Annotated in this window: 16 protein-coding genes and 1 riboswitch; of the genes, 3 read left to right on the top strand and 13 right to left on the bottom strand. The window is 37.1% G+C overall.

What is annotated here, in order from left to right:
* Positions 1–199: 199 nt before the first annotated feature.
* From AC25Y5_RS10285 to AC25Y5_RS10270, 4 genes are all read right to left on the bottom strand, one after another.
* The gene (locus AC25Y5_RS10285) at positions 200–1,177 is read right to left on the bottom strand and encodes an NAD(P)H-dependent flavin oxidoreductase (protein WP_488140191.1); all 978 of its coding nucleotides are present in this window, start codon (positions 1,175–1,177) and stop codon (positions 200–202) included.
* Between the two features lie 194 nt (positions 1,178–1,371).
* Positions 1,372–1,878 (bottom strand): hypothetical protein, encoded by a 507-nt coding sequence (locus AC25Y5_RS10280; protein ID WP_482103321.1) that lies wholly within the window; start codon positions 1,876–1,878, stop codon positions 1,372–1,374.
* A gap of 447 nt (positions 1,879–2,325) precedes the next feature.
* A complete protein-coding gene (locus tag AC25Y5_RS10275) occupies positions 2,326–3,606 on the bottom strand; it encodes a M20 family metallopeptidase (protein ID WP_488140190.1) in 1,281 nt (426 codons plus the stop codon).
* Positions 3,607–4,510: 904 nt separating this feature from the next.
* Positions 4,511–5,356 (bottom strand): GGDEF domain-containing protein, encoded by an 846-nt coding sequence (locus AC25Y5_RS10270; RefSeq protein ID WP_488140189.1) that lies wholly within the window; start codon positions 5,354–5,356, stop codon positions 4,511–4,513.
* A 17-nt stretch (positions 5,357–5,373) separates the two neighbouring features.
* Positions 5,374–5,457: riboswitch (cyclic di-GMP riboswitch) on the bottom strand.
* Positions 5,458–5,911: 454 nt separating this feature from the next.
* Between AC25Y5_RS10270 and AC25Y5_RS10265 the strand changes: the two genes are divergently transcribed.
* On the top strand, positions 5,912–6,247 hold the full coding sequence (locus AC25Y5_RS10265; RefSeq protein WP_488140188.1) for a L,D-transpeptidase: 336 nt from the start codon (positions 5,912–5,914) through the stop codon (positions 6,245–6,247).
* A gap of 1,012 nt (positions 6,248–7,259) precedes the next feature.
* On the opposite strand, the gene AC25Y5_RS10260 is transcribed toward AC25Y5_RS10265, so the two are convergent.
* The 6 genes from AC25Y5_RS10260 to AC25Y5_RS10235 form a co-directional block, all read right to left on the bottom strand.
* The gene (locus AC25Y5_RS10260) at positions 7,260–8,762 is read right to left on the bottom strand and encodes a serine hydrolase domain-containing protein (protein ID WP_488140187.1); all 1,503 of its coding nucleotides are present in this window, start codon (positions 8,760–8,762) and stop codon (positions 7,260–7,262) included.
* A gap of 815 nt (positions 8,763–9,577) precedes the next feature.
* Positions 9,578–9,667, bottom strand: a complete 90-nt coding sequence (locus tag AC25Y5_RS10255; protein WP_488140217.1) for a DUF3953 domain-containing protein — start codon at positions 9,665–9,667, stop codon at positions 9,578–9,580.
* 500 nt (positions 9,668–10,167) lie between these two features.
* Entirely contained in the window at positions 10,168–10,362 is a 195-nt protein-coding gene (locus AC25Y5_RS10250) for a hypothetical protein (protein WP_488140186.1), read from the bottom strand.
* 275 nt (positions 10,363–10,637) lie between these two features.
* Entirely contained in the window at positions 10,638–11,237 is a 600-nt protein-coding gene (locus AC25Y5_RS10245) for a YpjP family protein (RefSeq protein WP_488140185.1), read from the bottom strand.
* A gap of 268 nt (positions 11,238–11,505) precedes the next feature.
* A complete protein-coding gene (locus AC25Y5_RS10240) occupies positions 11,506–12,285 on the bottom strand; it encodes a class I SAM-dependent methyltransferase (RefSeq protein WP_488140184.1) in 780 nt (259 codons plus the stop codon).
* Positions 12,285–12,719: a BrxA/BrxB family bacilliredoxin gene (locus AC25Y5_RS10235; protein WP_488140183.1), complete on the bottom strand. Its 435-nt coding sequence runs from the start codon at positions 12,717–12,719 to the stop codon at positions 12,285–12,287. Before AC25Y5_RS10235 ends, AC25Y5_RS10240 begins: the two co-directional genes overlap by 1 nt.
* 374 nt (positions 12,720–13,093) lie before the next feature.
* On the opposite strand from AC25Y5_RS10235, the gene AC25Y5_RS10230 reads away from it, so the two are divergent.
* The gene (locus AC25Y5_RS10230) at positions 13,094–13,315 is read left to right on the top strand and encodes a YuzF family protein (protein WP_488140182.1); all 222 of its coding nucleotides are present in this window, start codon (positions 13,094–13,096) and stop codon (positions 13,313–13,315) included.
* Positions 13,316–13,348: 33 nt separating this feature from the next.
* Positions 13,349–14,242 (top strand): manganese catalase family protein, encoded by an 894-nt coding sequence (locus AC25Y5_RS10225; protein ID WP_488140181.1) that lies wholly within the window; start codon positions 13,349–13,351, stop codon positions 14,240–14,242.
* Positions 14,243–14,447: 205 nt separating this feature from the next.
* Here the strand turns inward: AC25Y5_RS10225 and AC25Y5_RS10220 are convergent, their stop codons facing one another.
* The 3 genes from AC25Y5_RS10220 to AC25Y5_RS10210 form a co-directional block, all read right to left on the bottom strand.
* Positions 14,448–15,638 (bottom strand): Bcr/CflA family multidrug efflux MFS transporter, encoded by a 1,191-nt coding sequence (locus AC25Y5_RS10220; protein ID WP_482100636.1) that lies wholly within the window; start codon positions 15,636–15,638, stop codon positions 14,448–14,450.
* 158 nt (positions 15,639–15,796) lie between these two features.
* The gene (locus AC25Y5_RS10215; RefSeq protein ID WP_488140180.1) at positions 15,797–16,222 is read right to left on the bottom strand and encodes a hypothetical protein; all 426 of its coding nucleotides are present in this window, start codon (positions 16,220–16,222) and stop codon (positions 15,797–15,799) included.
* Positions 16,223–16,424: 202 nt separating this feature from the next.
* Positions 16,425–17,552, bottom strand: a complete 1,128-nt coding sequence (locus tag AC25Y5_RS10210; protein ID WP_488140179.1) for a virulence factor — start codon at positions 17,550–17,552, stop codon at positions 16,425–16,427.
* Positions 17,553–17,554: the final 2 nt, after the last annotated feature.

Raw genomic sequence — 17,554 nt, 5'->3', positions numbered from 1 at the left:
ATAAAAATAACACGTTTCATTCAATGGTTGAATGGAACGTGTTTTGTATCAAATAGATTATTTAAAATCTTACCCTTGTCCAAGTAAATCTACCCTATAGTTTAAGTACATTATTTCACAATCTTAACTTTCATTGTAAAAAAAGGTTTCCGAAGCAACCAGTACCGACACAGTGATTAGGAATAAATATAGTTAAAAACTATCTGTGAGTTCGTTCTCCAATAATATTATCTATACGATTCAATCCTTTTCCTGCTGTTAACATCATCTCATCAAATAACTCCTGAACCGTTGGAATATCGTCGATTAGACCGATTACCTGTCCAACCCATCCGAAACCGTCTGTTTCAATTCCATCATAGATATACCTACAATTAGCTTTTCCACTAACTATATCTTGCAGGTCTTCATAGGTTGCGCCTTCCTTTTCACGTTCAATAATATTCAGAGTATATTCAGATTTCAACACTCGTCCCGGCGAGCCTAATGATCTCTTAATAATTACTGTATCCGTCTCTTTTGCATGAAGGATTGCCTGCTTGTATTTCTCATTTGCATGAACGCACTCTTGGGTAGCAATAAAGCGAGTACCCATTTCGATTCCTTCTGCTCCTAAAGCTAAAGCTGCTAACAAACCTCGTCCATCTCCAATGCCACCACTTGCTAATACTGGAATTGATACGGAATCGACCACACGAGGAGTAAGAACCATTGTGCCGATATCCTCACGGCCTAAATGTCCTCCGCCTTCTTGGCCAACTACCATTACCATGTCAGCACCGAGTTCTTCCGCTTTTTGTGCTTGTCTAACACCTGCTACAAGAACAAGTGTTTTAATATTTTCTTCTTTAATTCGTTGGAAAATTGGTTGTGGATTAGCGCCAGTAATTGAAATTGCCGGTACTTTTTCCTCAATGGCAACTTCAAGTAGTTCTTTATAATGCCCGTCATGTCTTGCAATAGCAAAGTTTACGGCGAATGGCTTATCGGTAAGTGTGCGTACTTTACGAATTTCCTCTCGAAGTTTTTCAGGTGAACCAAGCGTTGCCGCAGTAATTTGTCCAAGTCCCCCTGCATTCGAGACCGCAGCAGCCAGTTCAGCATAAGCAAGATAAGCAAGTCCCCCTTGTACAATTGGATATTTAATTCCTAAAATCTCCGTTACTCGTGTTTTCAATATTTCTCCCACTCCTTTTCAGATGTTCTATTTTATATAATCAACACAAAAAATTATTAATCCTCTAACGTTTTATAATCTTTTGTGTTGATTGTATACCAAAATAGAAAGACCTTATTGTGCTATTCTGCTCGTTTGTTCAATAAGAAAAAGCTACCCTTACAGTAAATTAAGGATGCTTTATGAAACTCAACTTAATAGTTACACCAGAAAACAGTATTAGCTACTTGTTTGAAGTCGGATACTTTTATAAAATTCAGTAATATATCGGCATCTTTATTCCCAATATATTCATCCTTATCTACATTATAAAATTGAACTACCTCAACCATATAAATACCATTTCCGATATTAACTTTGTAATTGGAGCAATTTTCATTTGGTACTTTATCACTTTCAAATTGAGCCGCCATAGTTAGACAGTCATAGTCAACTAAGTATAATTTATTCTCAGTTACTTTAATATAACCTACAGCTTTCCTATAACAATTTCGAACTATTTCTTCCGTTCCAATTTGTACTTCTACTTTCCAAGAATGTTCTATTCCTTCATCCGTCATCTGAAACACCAAAATATCTCCTTTTTCCATTTCGTTAGAAAAATGTTGTAAGAGAATATCTAACTTCCAATCTTCATGCACAAATGATTTATATTTCTCTGCATTTACTACACCAATAAAATTAGTATCACCGGAATCCATTGAAAACTTCATATTTTCATCCCCACTTTTTTATTATATAGATAGAATTATAGCCTATATATCAGAATCTTCCAACACTATCCTCTTTACGCTTTTCAAAATAGCTTTTGTTCAACGATTTAGGAACGCGAAATCTTAACTTGCTTAGCTACTTTACATTGACTTCGACTTTCGGGTAGATATACAGCTCACTTCTACAAATTTAGTTCAAAAAACCACTTTACGACTTCCTCCTTTCGTAAAAAGGCAATAAAAATAACACGTTCCATTCAATGGCTGAATGAAACGTGTTTTGTGAAATTAAAAACAGAAATTTATTCAACAACTAAAATAGCAATATACATATATAGACTATATAATGTTAGACCTTATTAATACTAGAGGTTCTATCTTAACGGTATAAATCGTAAAAATCCTGACTCTACATAAAGTTTTGTGAAAATAGATTTAAAATGACCTAAGATACTGGACTGCCGTCTCAGCATATATCTCGGCAGATTCTACTAAGTTCTCTACTGAAACCTGCTCATCGTACCCATGGATAGTATCTTGCAGCCCCGGACCATAAAAGGCGGTATCAATGCCATTGCGCCGGAAGTGAGTGGCATCACTAGAACCAAGCGAGAGTACGCTGAAGACAGGTTCCTCTATTCCGAGGACACGCTGGATCCCCAGTTCGATAGACCGCACAATTGGGCGATTCTCTAAGGTCCAGTTCGGGTTATTATAGGGTACTATTGGCTCTACAACAGCACCTGGCGCTACAGCTTTGACAAGATTCCTGGCGACACCCTGTACAAACTCGGACTTCATTCCGAATGGAACCCGGGTATCCACTTCAATGATGCACCTGTCTGCGATGGTGTTTACCTTTGTTCCGCCCTGGATTACACCTGGATTGTAAGAGGGACGATATAGTAATTGTGACATTAAAGGATGTCCTTGACCCTGAGATAGGAACCATTCAGTATTGTACAAAAGCTGACTAAGTTCTGCCGGAGGCGTTGCTTTGAGCTCCCATAGTTTAGCTAGTGCTTCGACCGCGGCTGCCCCTCTTCGTACAGCTGAGATTCCAGAAAGCGGTTGTTGGCTGCCATGCCCGGTCTGACCTGGTATAGTCACCCGCATCCATGCCATGGCCTTTTCACCAACAACCGGATGGTGGGGGTGCGTTGGTTCGCCAATAAGACAAGCATCTCCCTTAATCAATCCTTGATCCAGGAGAGAGGCGACCTCAATGCCGCCATTTTCTTCATCCGGAGAAGCAATAATTCCTATGCTACCTTTCAAATTAAGAGTGGGGGCAAACTCCTGAAGCAGTCCAGCCACAAAGATCATTGATGCCAAGCCGCCTTTCATGTCGGAGGCTCCCCGACCCAAAAGCATACCTGATTTGACTTCTCCCGAAAAAGGGTCAAAGGTCCAACGTGAACGGTCGCCTGCAGGTACGACATCTGTATGTCCGCAAAATAGGAGTCGTGGACCGGGTACCCTAGTTAAGGGAGCATCACAGACTACGGTAACTAACGCGCTTTCACTAGTGCGGTGCTCGGTAATCAAAAACCCTTTTGCTGCTAGGTATCGGCTAATATGGCGTCCCATTTCTGCCGATTGCTTCTTAAACTCGGGCGATGGATTTTCGGATGGAATTCGAATAAATGAAGCAGCAAGTTCGACTAATTCCTGTTTCCTTGACCGAATCAGCTGCCGAATCACTCTGATACTCATATGAATATATTCCCTCCATATCCAGTAGTAGTCACAGTATTTCTTTACTATTCTATGTGATTTTCCTAGATCATATACTAGAGTTTTTTGAACAAAAGATCTATATAGGTAGCGTCTTGAAAATGTGCTTAACGTTGTAAATCTAAATTTCCCTGTGCTATCCCATACAGTTGAAACTTTTTATAAACTAAAGATACTTCTAAAAATTCAAATTAATAGCTACACTAGAAAATTGTATCAGCTAGTTCGGTCTCGTTTTGCTACATTAACTCCCACTTCCGAGTAAATATACAACTTATCTACAAGTTTTAGTTTTGAAAATCACTCTGTGGATTCTTCCTTCCGTATAAAGGTAATAAAAATAACCCGTTTCATTCAATCGTGGAATGAAACGGATTTATTATTGTAAAACATAAAATATTATTTAATTTAATTAGCCCCAAGTGCAATTAGATTATTTAAAAACCTTGTCCTTGCTCAACTAAAGTCCCTGTTTTCTGAGTAATTCATTTCATATTTTTTCAAATGTGTATTATCATTTCTTTGCAAGCACAATAAACTAGGGGTATGAAACATGTATTCTAGATTTATCTTGCCATCTAAAACAAATCTTCATGACAGTTTCCCGTCATTCCGCGTTCCATCTAACGATGATATTCTTAATTATAAGTTTCAAGTTACTCTTAATCGAAGAGCTTGCACTGTGGCATCATTGTATGAAGTGATGTTTCCACGTCCTTACCCGATCAGTGCAATGCACAGTTGAAAAATAATTATTACCTATCGCTAGACTTGGGGCTGTTCATCCACCTCCATTACAGAGGTTTCACACTCGTTAGTGAAAAAAAAGAGTATTCATTTAAATTAGTAAGCTCCTATAAAATAACTAGTAGCAAAAGTCCTATCAATTAATAATTGCTATCTGATTTCTACCACCTTCTTTTGCTTTATATAAAGCATTGTCTGCCTTTTCAATAAACTCCTCCGCGGTATCCCCATTGTAAAAAGATACTCCAATGCTGATTGTAAAATGAATATGTTCATTTTTATGAATGAACTCTGATTTCTCAACAGCCTCACGTATACGTTCTGATATTATTAGCCCTTCAGCAACTTCGGTGTTTGGTAGAATAACTGCAAATTCTTCTCCGCCAAAACGAACGAAGACATCAAAGTTTCTTACGTTATTGCTAATAATACTTGAAGTATGCCTAAGAGCTTCATCCCCACATTGATGACCATAATTATCATTAACTTCTTTGAAATGGTCTATGTCTAACATCATAAAAACTAAAGAACTGTTCGTCCTTTTATAAATAGGAATAGATTTTTCCATAAAAAGCTCTAAATATCTTCGATTATAAATACCAGTTAATGAATCTGTAATGGTAAGCTCTTCTACTTTTAGAAATAATTTATAAGACTTGTTTACGAAGTATCCAATAGTTAGAGTAATAGACCAATTAATGAGCGAACCTAAAATAAGTGCATTGATTTCGCTATTATCAGGGTTAATTTTCTGACCAAACTCTGTTATGTACTTCAAAAAGCTATAAAAGACTCCGGACCCTATAATTACTTTCCATTTAGGATACATATTCATAATCATAATAATCGGAATCAGAGAGAGTGACCATATAAATGGATAATGGCTTCTCGCATACTCACTTATAGTCGTATCAATAAGAACTAGGGCAACCGTAAATAAAAAAATAATAATTAATGAGTATTTAAAACGTTTTTCTATCAATTACCTTTCTTACCCCTTTCGGTAACCCAGCCGTCATAGCTTAATGCTTTAGACCTGTGGTTTTGCGTCATTACCTTTCGATAACTTTGCCTTTTTCAATAGAGTTGCTAAGTATATAAGTATACAACAGTTAGATACTTCCAATGTTAACTAAATTACCTGATTTTCATCTGTATCCAGTGTCTCTTAATGAACTAAAGCTGCTAGTTAGCTGAAGATGTTGTTACTACTTTATTGTAATTTAAATTCCTATATTTGTAACCCAGCATCTTTATCGTTACTTCATTATTCACTCAATTATGATATCAGTTATGAAACGTGTTCTGATGGATAACAACAAAGTAACTTTATTTGGTCTCTAAAGCAATAAAGTTGAAGAATCCTTATACAACTACACTCAATAGGGTAAGAAATTTTTCTTTCCCGGCGTATAATAGTTAAACTGTTCATTAAGCATTTTGGCTTTCTATCCTCATTAACTGTTCTATTAATTTCTGTTAATTCACAAATTCCTAGGCTAATTCATACATTAGTCAAAGAACGGAGTTGATTTTCATGGTGATATGGATTGACGTGTCTACTTCACAACATAAATTAAAACTTTTTGATGGAAACAAACTTATAAAAGCTTATCCAATTGGAGTTGGAAAAATATTGTCACCGACACCTTCTGGGACTTACACGATCATCAATAAACAACGTAATCCCGGAGGTCCATTTGGAGTGCTTTGGATGGGATTATCAAAGCCTCATTACGGTATACACGGCACAAGTAGCCCAGCTTCAATCGGTAAGAATGTCTCACGTGGATGTATTAGAATGTTTAATAATGATGTTCTAGAATTATCATCTAGAGTTCCAATAGGTACAAGGGTTGTCATTCATAAATGACTCTGTTAACCTCGTATCCTTTACTGCATAGTTTGTGTATACTGCCAAATACCCCCACGTTTATCAATCGCCAGGTTCGGCAATACTGCTTCTACACCATTAAGGTGACTGTGTCTAAGGCCGCTGAATTGCAATCAGTGGTCTTATTGCTCACAAAACTTCATTACATACTCAACCTCCCGTTCGACATCCTCAACAATAGAAGAGATGTTTCAAGCACGACAAAACCCAGCTCGATTAATTCGGCTGGGCTTTGTTTTGCTACATGGGCTTCGACTTCAGGGTAGATATACAGCTTAAATAACACGTTCCATTCATTGGCAGAATGAATGGAACGTGTTTTGTGTCAAATAGATTATTTAAAATCTTACTTGTTCGAGTAATCGAAAGCCAATTAGTTGAACAAAGAATTCGGTTACTGAACTGGTTTGTATATGTAATACCCCTCTGGTTGACATAACGCCACTTTTCATTTCCGAACTTTTATTGCGATAATGACTGAAATCACAAGCATAACTAGATAGAACAAGATAGAACAAGAAAGGTATGTGACCATAGAAATAAGTAATAGCTGCTCCAGATAGAATTCCTAAAAGTAAAAAAAGATAGAGAATTTTAATAAATATTACACCTCCAAATTAATTTAGATGAATCATTCACCTCTATAAACGGTTATCAGCAACCATAACACGCATTTATTTGTAATCAAAAAGCTTCCTGAAAAAATATACTCTAAATAACCGCAGATTGCGATAATAATAGCCTCAAATAGATCTATAGACATAACATCAGTTCACGGAAGTAGTTAACTCCATCACTCAAAAAGAAAAAGTTACCCTGTAAATGCAGCCAATACTTAAACTAGCGCACCAATTAGTCGAATATTTCTTCTATCCAATTAATAATAATGCCTTTAACTGCAACGAATAATATGGATAACGAAGTGCATAAATAAAAGATGCCCCTTCATAAACATGCTAGTTTTATGTAGAATCTTTTTTTGTGACCATGTTTATTCCTTTTTAAAATGGATTTTCAGTATAAAGAATATATAGATAAGCCAAACAATAATATACATTGAATACAATGCCACCTGAACACTATTAGGGCTCCAAACAAACACTGTTTCCCATGAATAACCATTTAGTAAAAGGCTTGGTATTAAATAGATAAAATAACTTAACCCCAACATAAATAATAAAGACAAAGTCAGTTTAAGAATGCTTTTTATACCATTAAATTTAAAATATAATTGTTTTCTATATATCTTTATTAAAATCCTTATGATAAAAATTAAAACAACTAGCACTAAGATGCTTAAAATAAGTATGATACCAAGTGCCAACATATCTATATATTGGTTTGAATCTTCTATGTCATTACTAACAATATCTCCCTGTAATATTTCATTAATTTCTACCCCTATATTTTGAACTTGAATTGAACTTAAATTACCTAATACAGCAACTCCAATTTTTTCTTTGTTACTGAATGTTACATAAGTTGAATAGTTTGGATTCATTCCGTCATGAGTGACCTGTTCATTTGGTTCAAGGAACCAGCCGCCAGCATAGAATACTTCATTACCTACTGCATCAACAGCATGATCAGCCTTATGAGTCTTTTTAATGATTTCTTTATCAAAATCAACTTCATTCATCGTACCCATTTGAATTTTAAGCCATTTTGCCATATCCTCCCCGCTAGATATAATATATCCTGCTGGTTTGTTTCCCCTATATATCGGTGCTTCATATCGTTGTGGTTTTAAAAACCCCATTTTATATCCATTGGTCATTTGATTGTTTATTTCTTCATTTCGGAATAGGTACGTATTATTTAATTCCATTGGTTTTAAAATAGTTTCTTCCATATAGTATTCGTATGTCTCACCTGTTACCTGTTCAATAATTAATCCTAGGACATCATAATTTATTGTCGCATATTGAAACATCTTACCTGGTTCACTATCTAGTTCTATTCCAATTAAGGTTCTGACTGTTTCTTCCAGCGCACTATCTTCATTAGAAACGGGAATCATATTTATAGTAGAGGCGGGGATTCCAGTTGTTTGATGTAGCGTTTGCTCAATCGTTATTGGTATTTCTTTTCCTTTATACTTTACTTTTAGCCAAGGTATATACGTAGTTACGTTATCGTTAAGCTCTATTTGTCCACTTTCTACTAAACTTAAAATAGCTAATGCAGTAAAAGCTTTACTATTAGATGCTAATTCAAATAAAGACTGGGAAGTGACTGGTTTTTCTTCATCTAGATTTGAATATCCAAACCCTTTTTGATAAACAGTTTTATCATCTTTCACTATCGTTATAGATAATCCTGGGATCTTTCCCTTACTCATATTTTCCGTTATGACTTTTTCTATTTGCTTTTCTTCCGTCTCAGTTAAATCATTTATTTCTTGTGCCTTTACTACTCCATTTCCCATTACAGGAATCATTAGCATTGTTACTGTAATAAACAATAATGTTATTTTTATAATCACATTTTTCATTTATTCCCCTTCTCTCACATCATCTGTAATATGTTTTACTTTCCCCTAAATAAATCTGGGACATAAGGACAGGCACCACGACCCGCTACTCAATATCAAGAGTGGACCGAGGTGCCTGTCCCTCCGTCCTTCCCTCATTCCCCATTAGGCATATTCAACTAACGCTACCCGTTAGCACAATAAGAAATAAACTGTCATTCATTTCATATCCTCTAACTTTTATATCTTTTGTACTAAAATACAAATATACCCATAATGAATGTAATAATTATTGAGTATTTTAAAATCATAAAAAAAAACTCTGAATAAGGTGTTTGCTCGAATGAACTCATTCCATCTAAATCTGTTGTATATCTTTCTCTTGGTATTGAGACTAACAATAGTGAGAAAGAGATAATAAATGAATATATAGCAGTTTTCACTAAAGTTCTTTCCATGATAATCCCCTTTTATCTTTTTATTGCTTATCTTACCATGAAAAACCAATTATACTATTGTGTTAAACTGCTCCGTTAGTTGAAGAACATTATTTCACAATCTTTAATCTATTTTAGCGTAGATTTCTCATCTTCCTTCTATATTTTTCTTTCCAATATCCAATTAGCAAGTGTTTCAACAACGGAATTAACAAAGGCACATAAATTTATGCGATGCTGCTAATTCCTGTGCCAATTGTGGTACCAATTCATCAATATAAAGTATCTAAATGTTGGTGCAACAATAAAAACAGGGACACCAATTCATATGCGAATTGCGTCCCCGAACACTGTGTTTTTTATTGTTGTATTTTGCATTACACAATTGTTTTCTTCCCATCAACCGAACCTGTTACTCCATAAACCCTGAGTTCTTTTATATTCTCGTAATCCTATTATAAGTAACATTACACTCATAAGTATGAGCATCAGGAGGAGCGCAAACGATTTACGCGCCCTTATGCCCACCTATTTACTGGCCTTAGTGAATAACGAATCTATTCTATAAAAATGACTTTACTACTTCCCTCGATTCATCAGCGATAGTAGATATTGAGCTGTCTACTACCAAAGAGTTCTGGATAGTGTAAAAATGGTTTTAGTAATCGGAATATCTAATACTCCAAAAAACTGATAAACTAAACACCTTTGGATCACCCTTGAGTTGTTTCTAGGCGGGGTAATCCTAGATGAATTAAACCCCTATCATCAATCCCTTGTAATGGACTGAACTGTTCATTTTGATTTTTAAGTGCATTTTGGTTCATATGGCTGTAAATCATCGTAGTATGGATTTGTATTCCGCAGTTTCATAATTGAGTTCTTTTAATATTTATTACTCTTTTAGAAATGGGGACAATTTTATATGAACCATTTTTAGTTACCGTAAAGGTTACTTAGCCATTTTCGTAAATCAACATCGTTTTTCTTTAAATTTCATTTAAGCGTCCGAAAGTATCAAGCATGACATTAACGACAACATAGTCTCGGAATCCAACGTACCTAGTTTTATCAAAAGTCTTCATCAGTTCTTTTAGTTCAACTTTTGATAGTACTTCGATTCGCTTCTTCCCATCTTTGATTTTACTCACACCTCGGAATGGATTTTCTTCCATTACGTCCACTTTGACTAATACCTCATATATGGACTTGGCAAAAGTTAATACGAATTGGCTAAGGCCTAGATACACCTATTTTTTTATTAGAATGACGACTTTCTTTTCTTAACCATAATCTAACCTCCCCAGTGTAATCAGAACCCTGAGAAGATTGTCCATATCAAATTTCGCTAATGGTTATTTATGAGTGTTTAGAGTCGCTAATTAATGACTTTTCCGCTCATACCCCCTTTAGGTATGGCATCCAAAAATTAAATAAAAACACACCCCCAGCGTGGTTATTAAGATAACCACTTTGGAGGTGTGTCTTTTGCCCAATATATGTCGCCAATTGAGTAATGAGCTATAAATTCATCTTCGGCGATATGATAATGAAAGTTATAGAAGTAGCCGTCTTGAGGCCTTTTCTCAGTTCGTACATGAAAACGAATAAGATCTTTCCTATCATCCAAATCATATACATTAAATATTTTCTCCGAATAATCTCCGGCAGGCTTTTCACTGATAGCTAAACGCCGTTTATGAAGATTATCGGATTTTTCAAGTGTCATCTGAATGGCTTCTTCAATTTTTGGGAAAATGATATTATCAAAATCATCGGCAATTACAGGCCCAACTTTTGTACCGAATTTCATATAGGATAGTCTTTTTGCAGAAGTGATAAATAGTTCTTCTAAGGAATCGGAACTCCCCATCAGATTTTCTTCATCTAAAGAATTGGCTAATCCAATCGAATAATCTGTACTCTGTAAGGGTCTATCCGAAATTTTTGAATGACCTTTGTCTTGCAAGCTAGTCCAAATTTCATGATTTGGTGGAATTGCACCAAATGTCAAAAGTGCTACGGCAACAATGAGCGTTTTCTGGAACCACTTTTTCATAGTATCTCACCCGCAATTTAGTATATTTTAATATTCTATTTTGACGAAAAGCTATTGAAAAGGTTTCTTCTTTCTCACTTTCATTGTACAATAATAACGTAGATAAATGTTCGTTTTCTTGAAGGAGGTACTCATTAATGGATGTACAATTGTTTATCGGCCTAGGGATGCTCGCATTGCTCCTATACCTAAGCTCATTGAATTTCACACATTAATAGCGATAAACGCCGTCGTCCACTTCTTTTGGATGACGGCGTTTTTAATTTCTTCACTTTTGGATATAAGCAAAATGGAATTTCGTATTCGGTCTTATTACTTGTTCCATATGAAATCTTTCGAATACGGGTGAATCAAAACGATCTTTTACAACAACACGCCGTTTACATACACGTTGTGCCTGTTCTATCCATTCATCTGTAAGCGATCTATGTACACCAGCTTGACGCAGTGGTGTGAAGTTGGATGATTCGACAATAGGTGTATGAAACATCGGATCTATATAGACAATATCCCAGGAAGAATCGGATAGCTTGCTTAAATAATCAATTGCCTCCGACTGAATAACTTCTATTCTTAGCATGGCCAAAGTAAGTTGTTCAGAATGGGAAGGAAATGAACGAAGTCCCCGACCGGTTATAAATGCAATAGAAGGATCAGCTTCAATCCCTAACACTTTGCCGTTTTCTCCTGTTATGAAAGATGCGGTAATGCTGTCTGATCCAAGACCAAGTGTACAATCGAGAAATGAATCTCCTTTACGCAATTGAGCTGTCTCAATTAATGGATCCTTTTCCCCGTTCGCAAGCCGTTTCAATCTGAACGCGGCCGAATTGGGATGAAAGTAAAATGGGTCTTCCATTCCAATCCGATATAACTCATAGCGATTCTTGCCTGCTACAAGCACATCCGCGCCACTAGTTTTCTGCATCCCGTGAATAGACTGTTTATTTCGTTCGACAATCGGATAACCGAGAGCTCTAGAAGCTTCTAATGCAAGTTGTATCGATTTATCATTTGGTCTGCCGGCAGTCGTAATGACTGTACCCATTATTTACAAACTTGGTCGAGTACTTCTGATAGATGGTCTTTAATTTGTTCCATTTCGAAATTTTCGATTTGTTCTCTTGGTATAAAATAAGCTAATGCTCCATCTTTCCAAAGGGCAATCGAAGGTGAACTCGGCGGTACTTCTGGGAAATAATCTCGCATCATTTCAGTCGCCTCTTTATCCTGTCCAGCAAATACAGTCAACAAGTGATCTGGTTTATATTCGGCTCCTTTTAATGCTTCTCTGACAGCTGGGCGTGCCAAACCTGCGGCACATCCACAAACCGAGTTGATCACTACCAGTGCAGTCCCCTCGAGTGTTTTCATAGTACTTTCGACATCCTCAGACGTCGTTAATTCCGTAAATCCAGTCCCTACAAGCTCTTCACGCATCGGTTTAACGATACCTTTCATGTACTCATCGTAAGCATTCATGTTTTCGCCCCTTTTCATATGTGTTCAAAATCGCTTTGTAAATCAAGTTCCACGAGTTCTATTCTACCTTGTCTTTCATAAATTTTCACGGTTCTTCACTTTATATGTTAGATTCTATGATTTCTTTTAGTTATTACGAACGCATAAAATAGCCACCTTCTCAATCGAGCTTGTGCTGTTACTTCCTTCCCGGCCATCGATACATACTGGCATCCATTCGAAAAGAGCAGTCGCCTTTTAACAATTTTACACCAAGTATTTTTTGCTACTTTCTATTTTAAATTTACTAATCAAGATCCATGCAGTACCTCATAATCATAAAGTTCCGCCTTCGCCCATATACTAGGTCGAATCTGAAGAGAGGTGGGATAAGTATGAATGGACAACAATCGGAAGTTAAAATGGTAAGTGTATTCGACCCTTACTTTTATCAATCCTTACTAAGTTTCAGGTCAAAAAATATCGTTATTCAAACAACGAAAAATCCGATACAAGGTTTATTAATAACAGTCATGCCTGATCATGTTGTAATTAACGTGAGCGACACGCCATTTTACGTTAGACTGCAAGAAATTGTCTGGGTTACACTTACATGAATTTAAAAGGCTCAAATGAGGGGAGTGAATCAATTGATCAAACGTGTAAATCAATTACCGATTGATCTACCTATCCCAGAATACGGGGATGCTAACGCAGCTTCTGCGGTTCAGGAACTGTTGGGCGGAAAGTTTGGAGAAATGTCAACGCTTAATAACTATATGTACCAATCATTTAATTTCAGGCAGAAAGGAAAGCTCAGGCCTTTCTATGATTTAGTTGCGAGTATTACTGCAGAGGAGTTCGGTCATGTTGAACTCGTTTCTAACACGATAAATATAGTGAATCAAGGTACATCTTTTACAGCAGACCCAAACTTAACACCTTTACAAAACGCTAAAGATAAGCGGAATACGTATGCCTTCATAGCAAATGCACAAACTTCAATGCCTGGAGACTCAATGGGCAATCCATGGCGCGGAGATTATGTGTTTTCCAGTGGGAATTTAGTACTTGACCTATTGCATAACTTCTTTCTTGAATGCGGGGCAAGAACGCATAAAATGCGTGTATATGAAATGACAGACCATCCAACAGCAAGAGAAATGATTGGTTATTTGCTCGTTCGGGGAGGTACACATATACTCGCCTATGCAAAAGCGTTAGAAATGGCCACTGGTACTGACTTGACAAAGATGCTACCAATACCTAATTTAGATAATCGTGTCTTTGATACTGCAAGAAAATATGAAAATCTAGGATACGGTAATGTATTATTTACTTGGAATGATACTGGAGAATACAAGGACATACGCCAGATTTGGAAAGGGACCAATCCAAGTAGTGGTGAAAAGCTATTTGTAAAAGAAGGCATGCCAAAAGGCTATGAAATTCCTGATTTTGAGGGTATCCCTGAAGAGTTTGCACCCGGTATCGGCAGAGATGAGTATGAGCAAATTGCTCGGCGGTTGTTGTCGGATATGTAGTCAAGAATGGGTCATTTCAAAATTGAAGCTTGCCCACACAATAAACGCGAAAATATCAACGTTTAACACTTAGCCAAGACACATCTTCATTAATTCTAACACCACCATTAAATACTGCTCCAGCTCCATAAAACTGTGTTTACAATCTCTGAAAAACAGCCACCTACTCTCAATTGAGTGGGCGGCTGTTTTTCTGTTAGTTTCGTTAGACTTTGACTCTTGATAGTCTAAAATACGCGAGGCCTGCAATTAAACTTGATGCGAAGATAATGATTCCCATCGGAATTGCTGTCTCTTCTCCTGCTATTCCAACAAGTGGCGCCGTGATTGCACCTAAAATGAATGGTAGTAATCCAAGTAAAGCAGATGCACTACCTGCAATATGCCCTTGCTTTTCCATCGCGAGTGAGAAGGATGATGTCGAAATGATCCCAATCGAAGCGACGAAAAAAAAGATAGGAATAACGATTGTAATAAGTGGTCCATTCAATAACACGGCAATCAGCAGCAATGTACCTGAAGTAATAGAAAGGAACAAACCCGATTCCAAAAATCGTTTTTCAGATACAACACCCGTTAAGCGTCCTACTACCTGAGCCCCGATGATAAGTCCAAATCCATTCATACCGAATAATATGCTGAATGTCTGCGGAGAAACTCCGTATATATTTTGATAAACAAACGGTGTCCCAGCGACATAAGCAAAAATGCCAGCCATAATGAAACCTTGTGCAAGTGCATACCCCATAAACTGTCTATCTTTTAACAGTGACAGAAAGTTTTTTATCGTATGAGAGAGATTACTTGGCATGCGCATTTGTTCAGGCAAAGTTTCATCCATTCTCCATAGGACAATGACAAACAACAAAAATCCGATTGCGCTCAAGACTGCAAATATACCAGTCCACTCAGTAAACGCTAGGATGCCTCCTCCAAGAACAGGTGCGAGGATTGGTGCCAAGTTATTAATAAGCATGAGCAAAGCAAAAAACTTCGTCAATTCCCGTCCGCTGTATAAATCTCGAACAACAGCCCTTGAGATAACAATACCCGCGGCAGCAGCAAAGCCCTGCAAGAAACGCGCTGCAATGAAAAAGCCGATATTTGGAGAAATCACACATAAAATTGATGCGACAAAATAAGCAATAAGTGCCATCAGCAACGGCTTTTTCCGTCCATGGACATCACTCATTGGGCCGATAATAAGTTGACCTAACCCTATACCTAGAAGGCAAGCAGTTAAACTGACCTGTACATAGGTAGCCGTAGTGCCAAAAGCACTTACAATTGTTGGAAATGAAGGTAGATACATATCAATTGTTAACGGTCCCAATGCTGCTAATGTTCCCAGAAGTAATGCAAATCGTATTCGTTTATTTCCTTTAAGTGGTCCCACGTTCAATAACGACCTTTCTCTGATTAAAAAAATTGCATATGTATGTGATGATAACCTATTGAAGAATCACAAGTGTTCTACTATATCACCAAAACACCAAACATAAAAGTAGGATGATTTTGTTTCAAATCATCCTACTTTTATGTTTGAGATAAGCATTATTCTAAGAATTCTTTATAAGCGATAACTTTTAATGCCAAAATTTCTTCCTCTGTGAGCTTTCCTTCTAAATCCACTAATAGTTCCTGTATTTCCTCGTTCGACATTCCACTTTGAGCTTTAGAGTGAATAGATTGGAGTTCACTGAACCCGACTTTTTTGATTAAAACTCTTGTTGCTTGCTCTTTTGTTGTGAAAGGAAGATTATAATTATCAACATTTGCACCTTCTTCAATGATACGCATTAATTCAGGGTCCTCAGCCACCATTTGTTTGATTTCGTTTAATTGTCCACTGTTTTCTAATTCAGTAGTTACAACGTTCATTACTTTGTCCGATGCGATATTGGTTCCGAAATGATAGATTCCATATCCTACTCCGCCAATAATTAATAGTAGGAGGATAAGGATTTTCAACAGTTTCATTCATCTTCCTCCCATTTTTCATATCAATGGAAACTATAAAACCACGTACTGTGGATAAGACGCAAGATAGAGATTTCACGTCAAGGCTCTAGCATCTCTTAACAGACACTTGTGTTATTGTTATTTAGAAAAAACGTTAGCGAAATGTAAGTTCTCACATCCACTAACGTTTAACATCTAAATATTTGCACTCGTTATATTACTATTTTGAGCCTGTTCGCGCCTCTGTCATTTGTTTCCAAACAGACCCCTTAGCATCTTCGCCTTCAGCAATTCGGGCAATTGCCATACGAATTTGAAGCTTAACTTCGAACTCCGGATCGTTTTCAGCCTTTTTCAAAGCAGGCAACGCCGCTTCAGTTCCTGTTTCATATAAAAACATAGCTGCACGCCAGCGAACCAGTTTATTCTTATCATTCAATATTTCAATTGCCGCCTGTTCGAACCCCTCGAAACCAAGGTCACTCATGCAGTCTCCCGCCGTCCTACGCACCGCCCAACTTCTGTCTTTAAGTGCTTTTTCAATATAAGGAATAACTGCGACGTCTTCAATCATACCAAGGTAAACCGTTGCGAGGCGTCTAATTGACATCTTTTCATCGTCCAGTGCCCGCTCCAGAAGTGCTGCATCCGACATGTCTGGATCAGGTATTTGATCCAGTAGTTGAAATCTATTCTCCCATTGGTCAACTGAGAAGTCCTCCAGTGAAATTTTTCTACCGCGCTGGACACCTTCACTTTGTCCTTCATTCGCCTGACGGGCAATCTCAAGTAATCGTTCTTCCGGATAAGCCGCCTCTATTTCCTGAATCACCGTTTCACCGATTTCAGCTTTTTCTCCGTAACGAATTCCATAATCTGCCCATTTACGCAATAAAATATAATTTTCCACTTCACGCCCATGAACCTTCTCCATTGCTTGTACAAAACGGTCACTTAGACCGAAACGTTCTTCTGATTCGCTATCAAAAACTTTTACTTGTAGCGGAATATCTTTGTAGGTTTGAACATGTACGTATACTTCGCCAAAACTATCGTCGATCTCCACTTCAATTTCCGTTTCTTCACTCTGCTCTTCATTGAAAACGGCTTGGACACTAGCAAGTATCGTTTCCCATGCAACGTTCCCTATGCGTTCAATCGCCATAAAGTTCATGACATGGTAAATTCCTTTTATGCCATGAATGTTCAATAAAGCTGAAATCGGGTGCGGTGCAGACCCCATATCCTCTTTTTTATAGTTATGACTTATCATTTTTGGCAGCTCAGCGTCGAGAATGATTTTCATTGAGTTCGGACTTGGTGTCGGTTCAATCGTTACTATTTTCAAGT

The sequence above is a fragment of the Sporosarcina sp. Y1011 genome (assembly GCF_057669885.1).
This window is presented reverse-complemented; position numbering and strand designations above follow the sequence as displayed.

Bases quoted from the DNA above. Each gene is read 5' to 3' on its own strand.
- AC25Y5_RS10260 (WP_488140187.1), bottom strand. From the start codon at position 8,762: ATGAAAAATGTGATTATAAAAATAACATTATTGTTTATTACAGTAACA.
- AC25Y5_RS10215 (WP_488140180.1), bottom strand. From the start codon at position 16,222: ATGAAACTGTTGAAAATCCTTATCCTCCTACTATTAATTATTGGCGGA.
- AC25Y5_RS10265 (WP_488140188.1), top strand. From the start codon at position 5,912: ATGGTGATATGGATTGACGTGTCTACTTCACAACATAAATTAAAACTT.
- AC25Y5_RS10235 (WP_488140183.1), bottom strand. From the start codon at position 12,719: ATGAATGCTTACGATGAGTACATGAAAGGTATCGTTAAACCGATGCGT.
- AC25Y5_RS10275 (WP_488140190.1), bottom strand. From the start codon at position 3,606: ATGAGTATCAGAGTGATTCGGCAGCTGATTCGGTCAAGGAAACAGGAA.
- AC25Y5_RS10255 (WP_488140217.1), bottom strand. From the start codon at position 9,667: ATGCTCATACTTATGAGTGTAATGTTACTTATAATAGGATTACGAGAA.
- AC25Y5_RS10240 (WP_488140184.1), bottom strand. From the start codon at position 12,285: ATGGGTACAGTCATTACGACTGCCGGCAGACCAAATGATAAATCGATA.
- AC25Y5_RS10280 (WP_482103321.1), bottom strand. From the start codon at position 1,878: ATGGATTCCGGTGATACTAATTTTATTGGTGTAGTAAATGCAGAGAAA.
- AC25Y5_RS10245 (WP_488140185.1), bottom strand. From the start codon at position 11,237: ATGAAAAAGTGGTTCCAGAAAACGCTCATTGTTGCCGTAGCACTTTTG.
- AC25Y5_RS10230 (WP_488140182.1), top strand. From the start codon at position 13,094: ATGAATGGACAACAATCGGAAGTTAAAATGGTAAGTGTATTCGACCCT.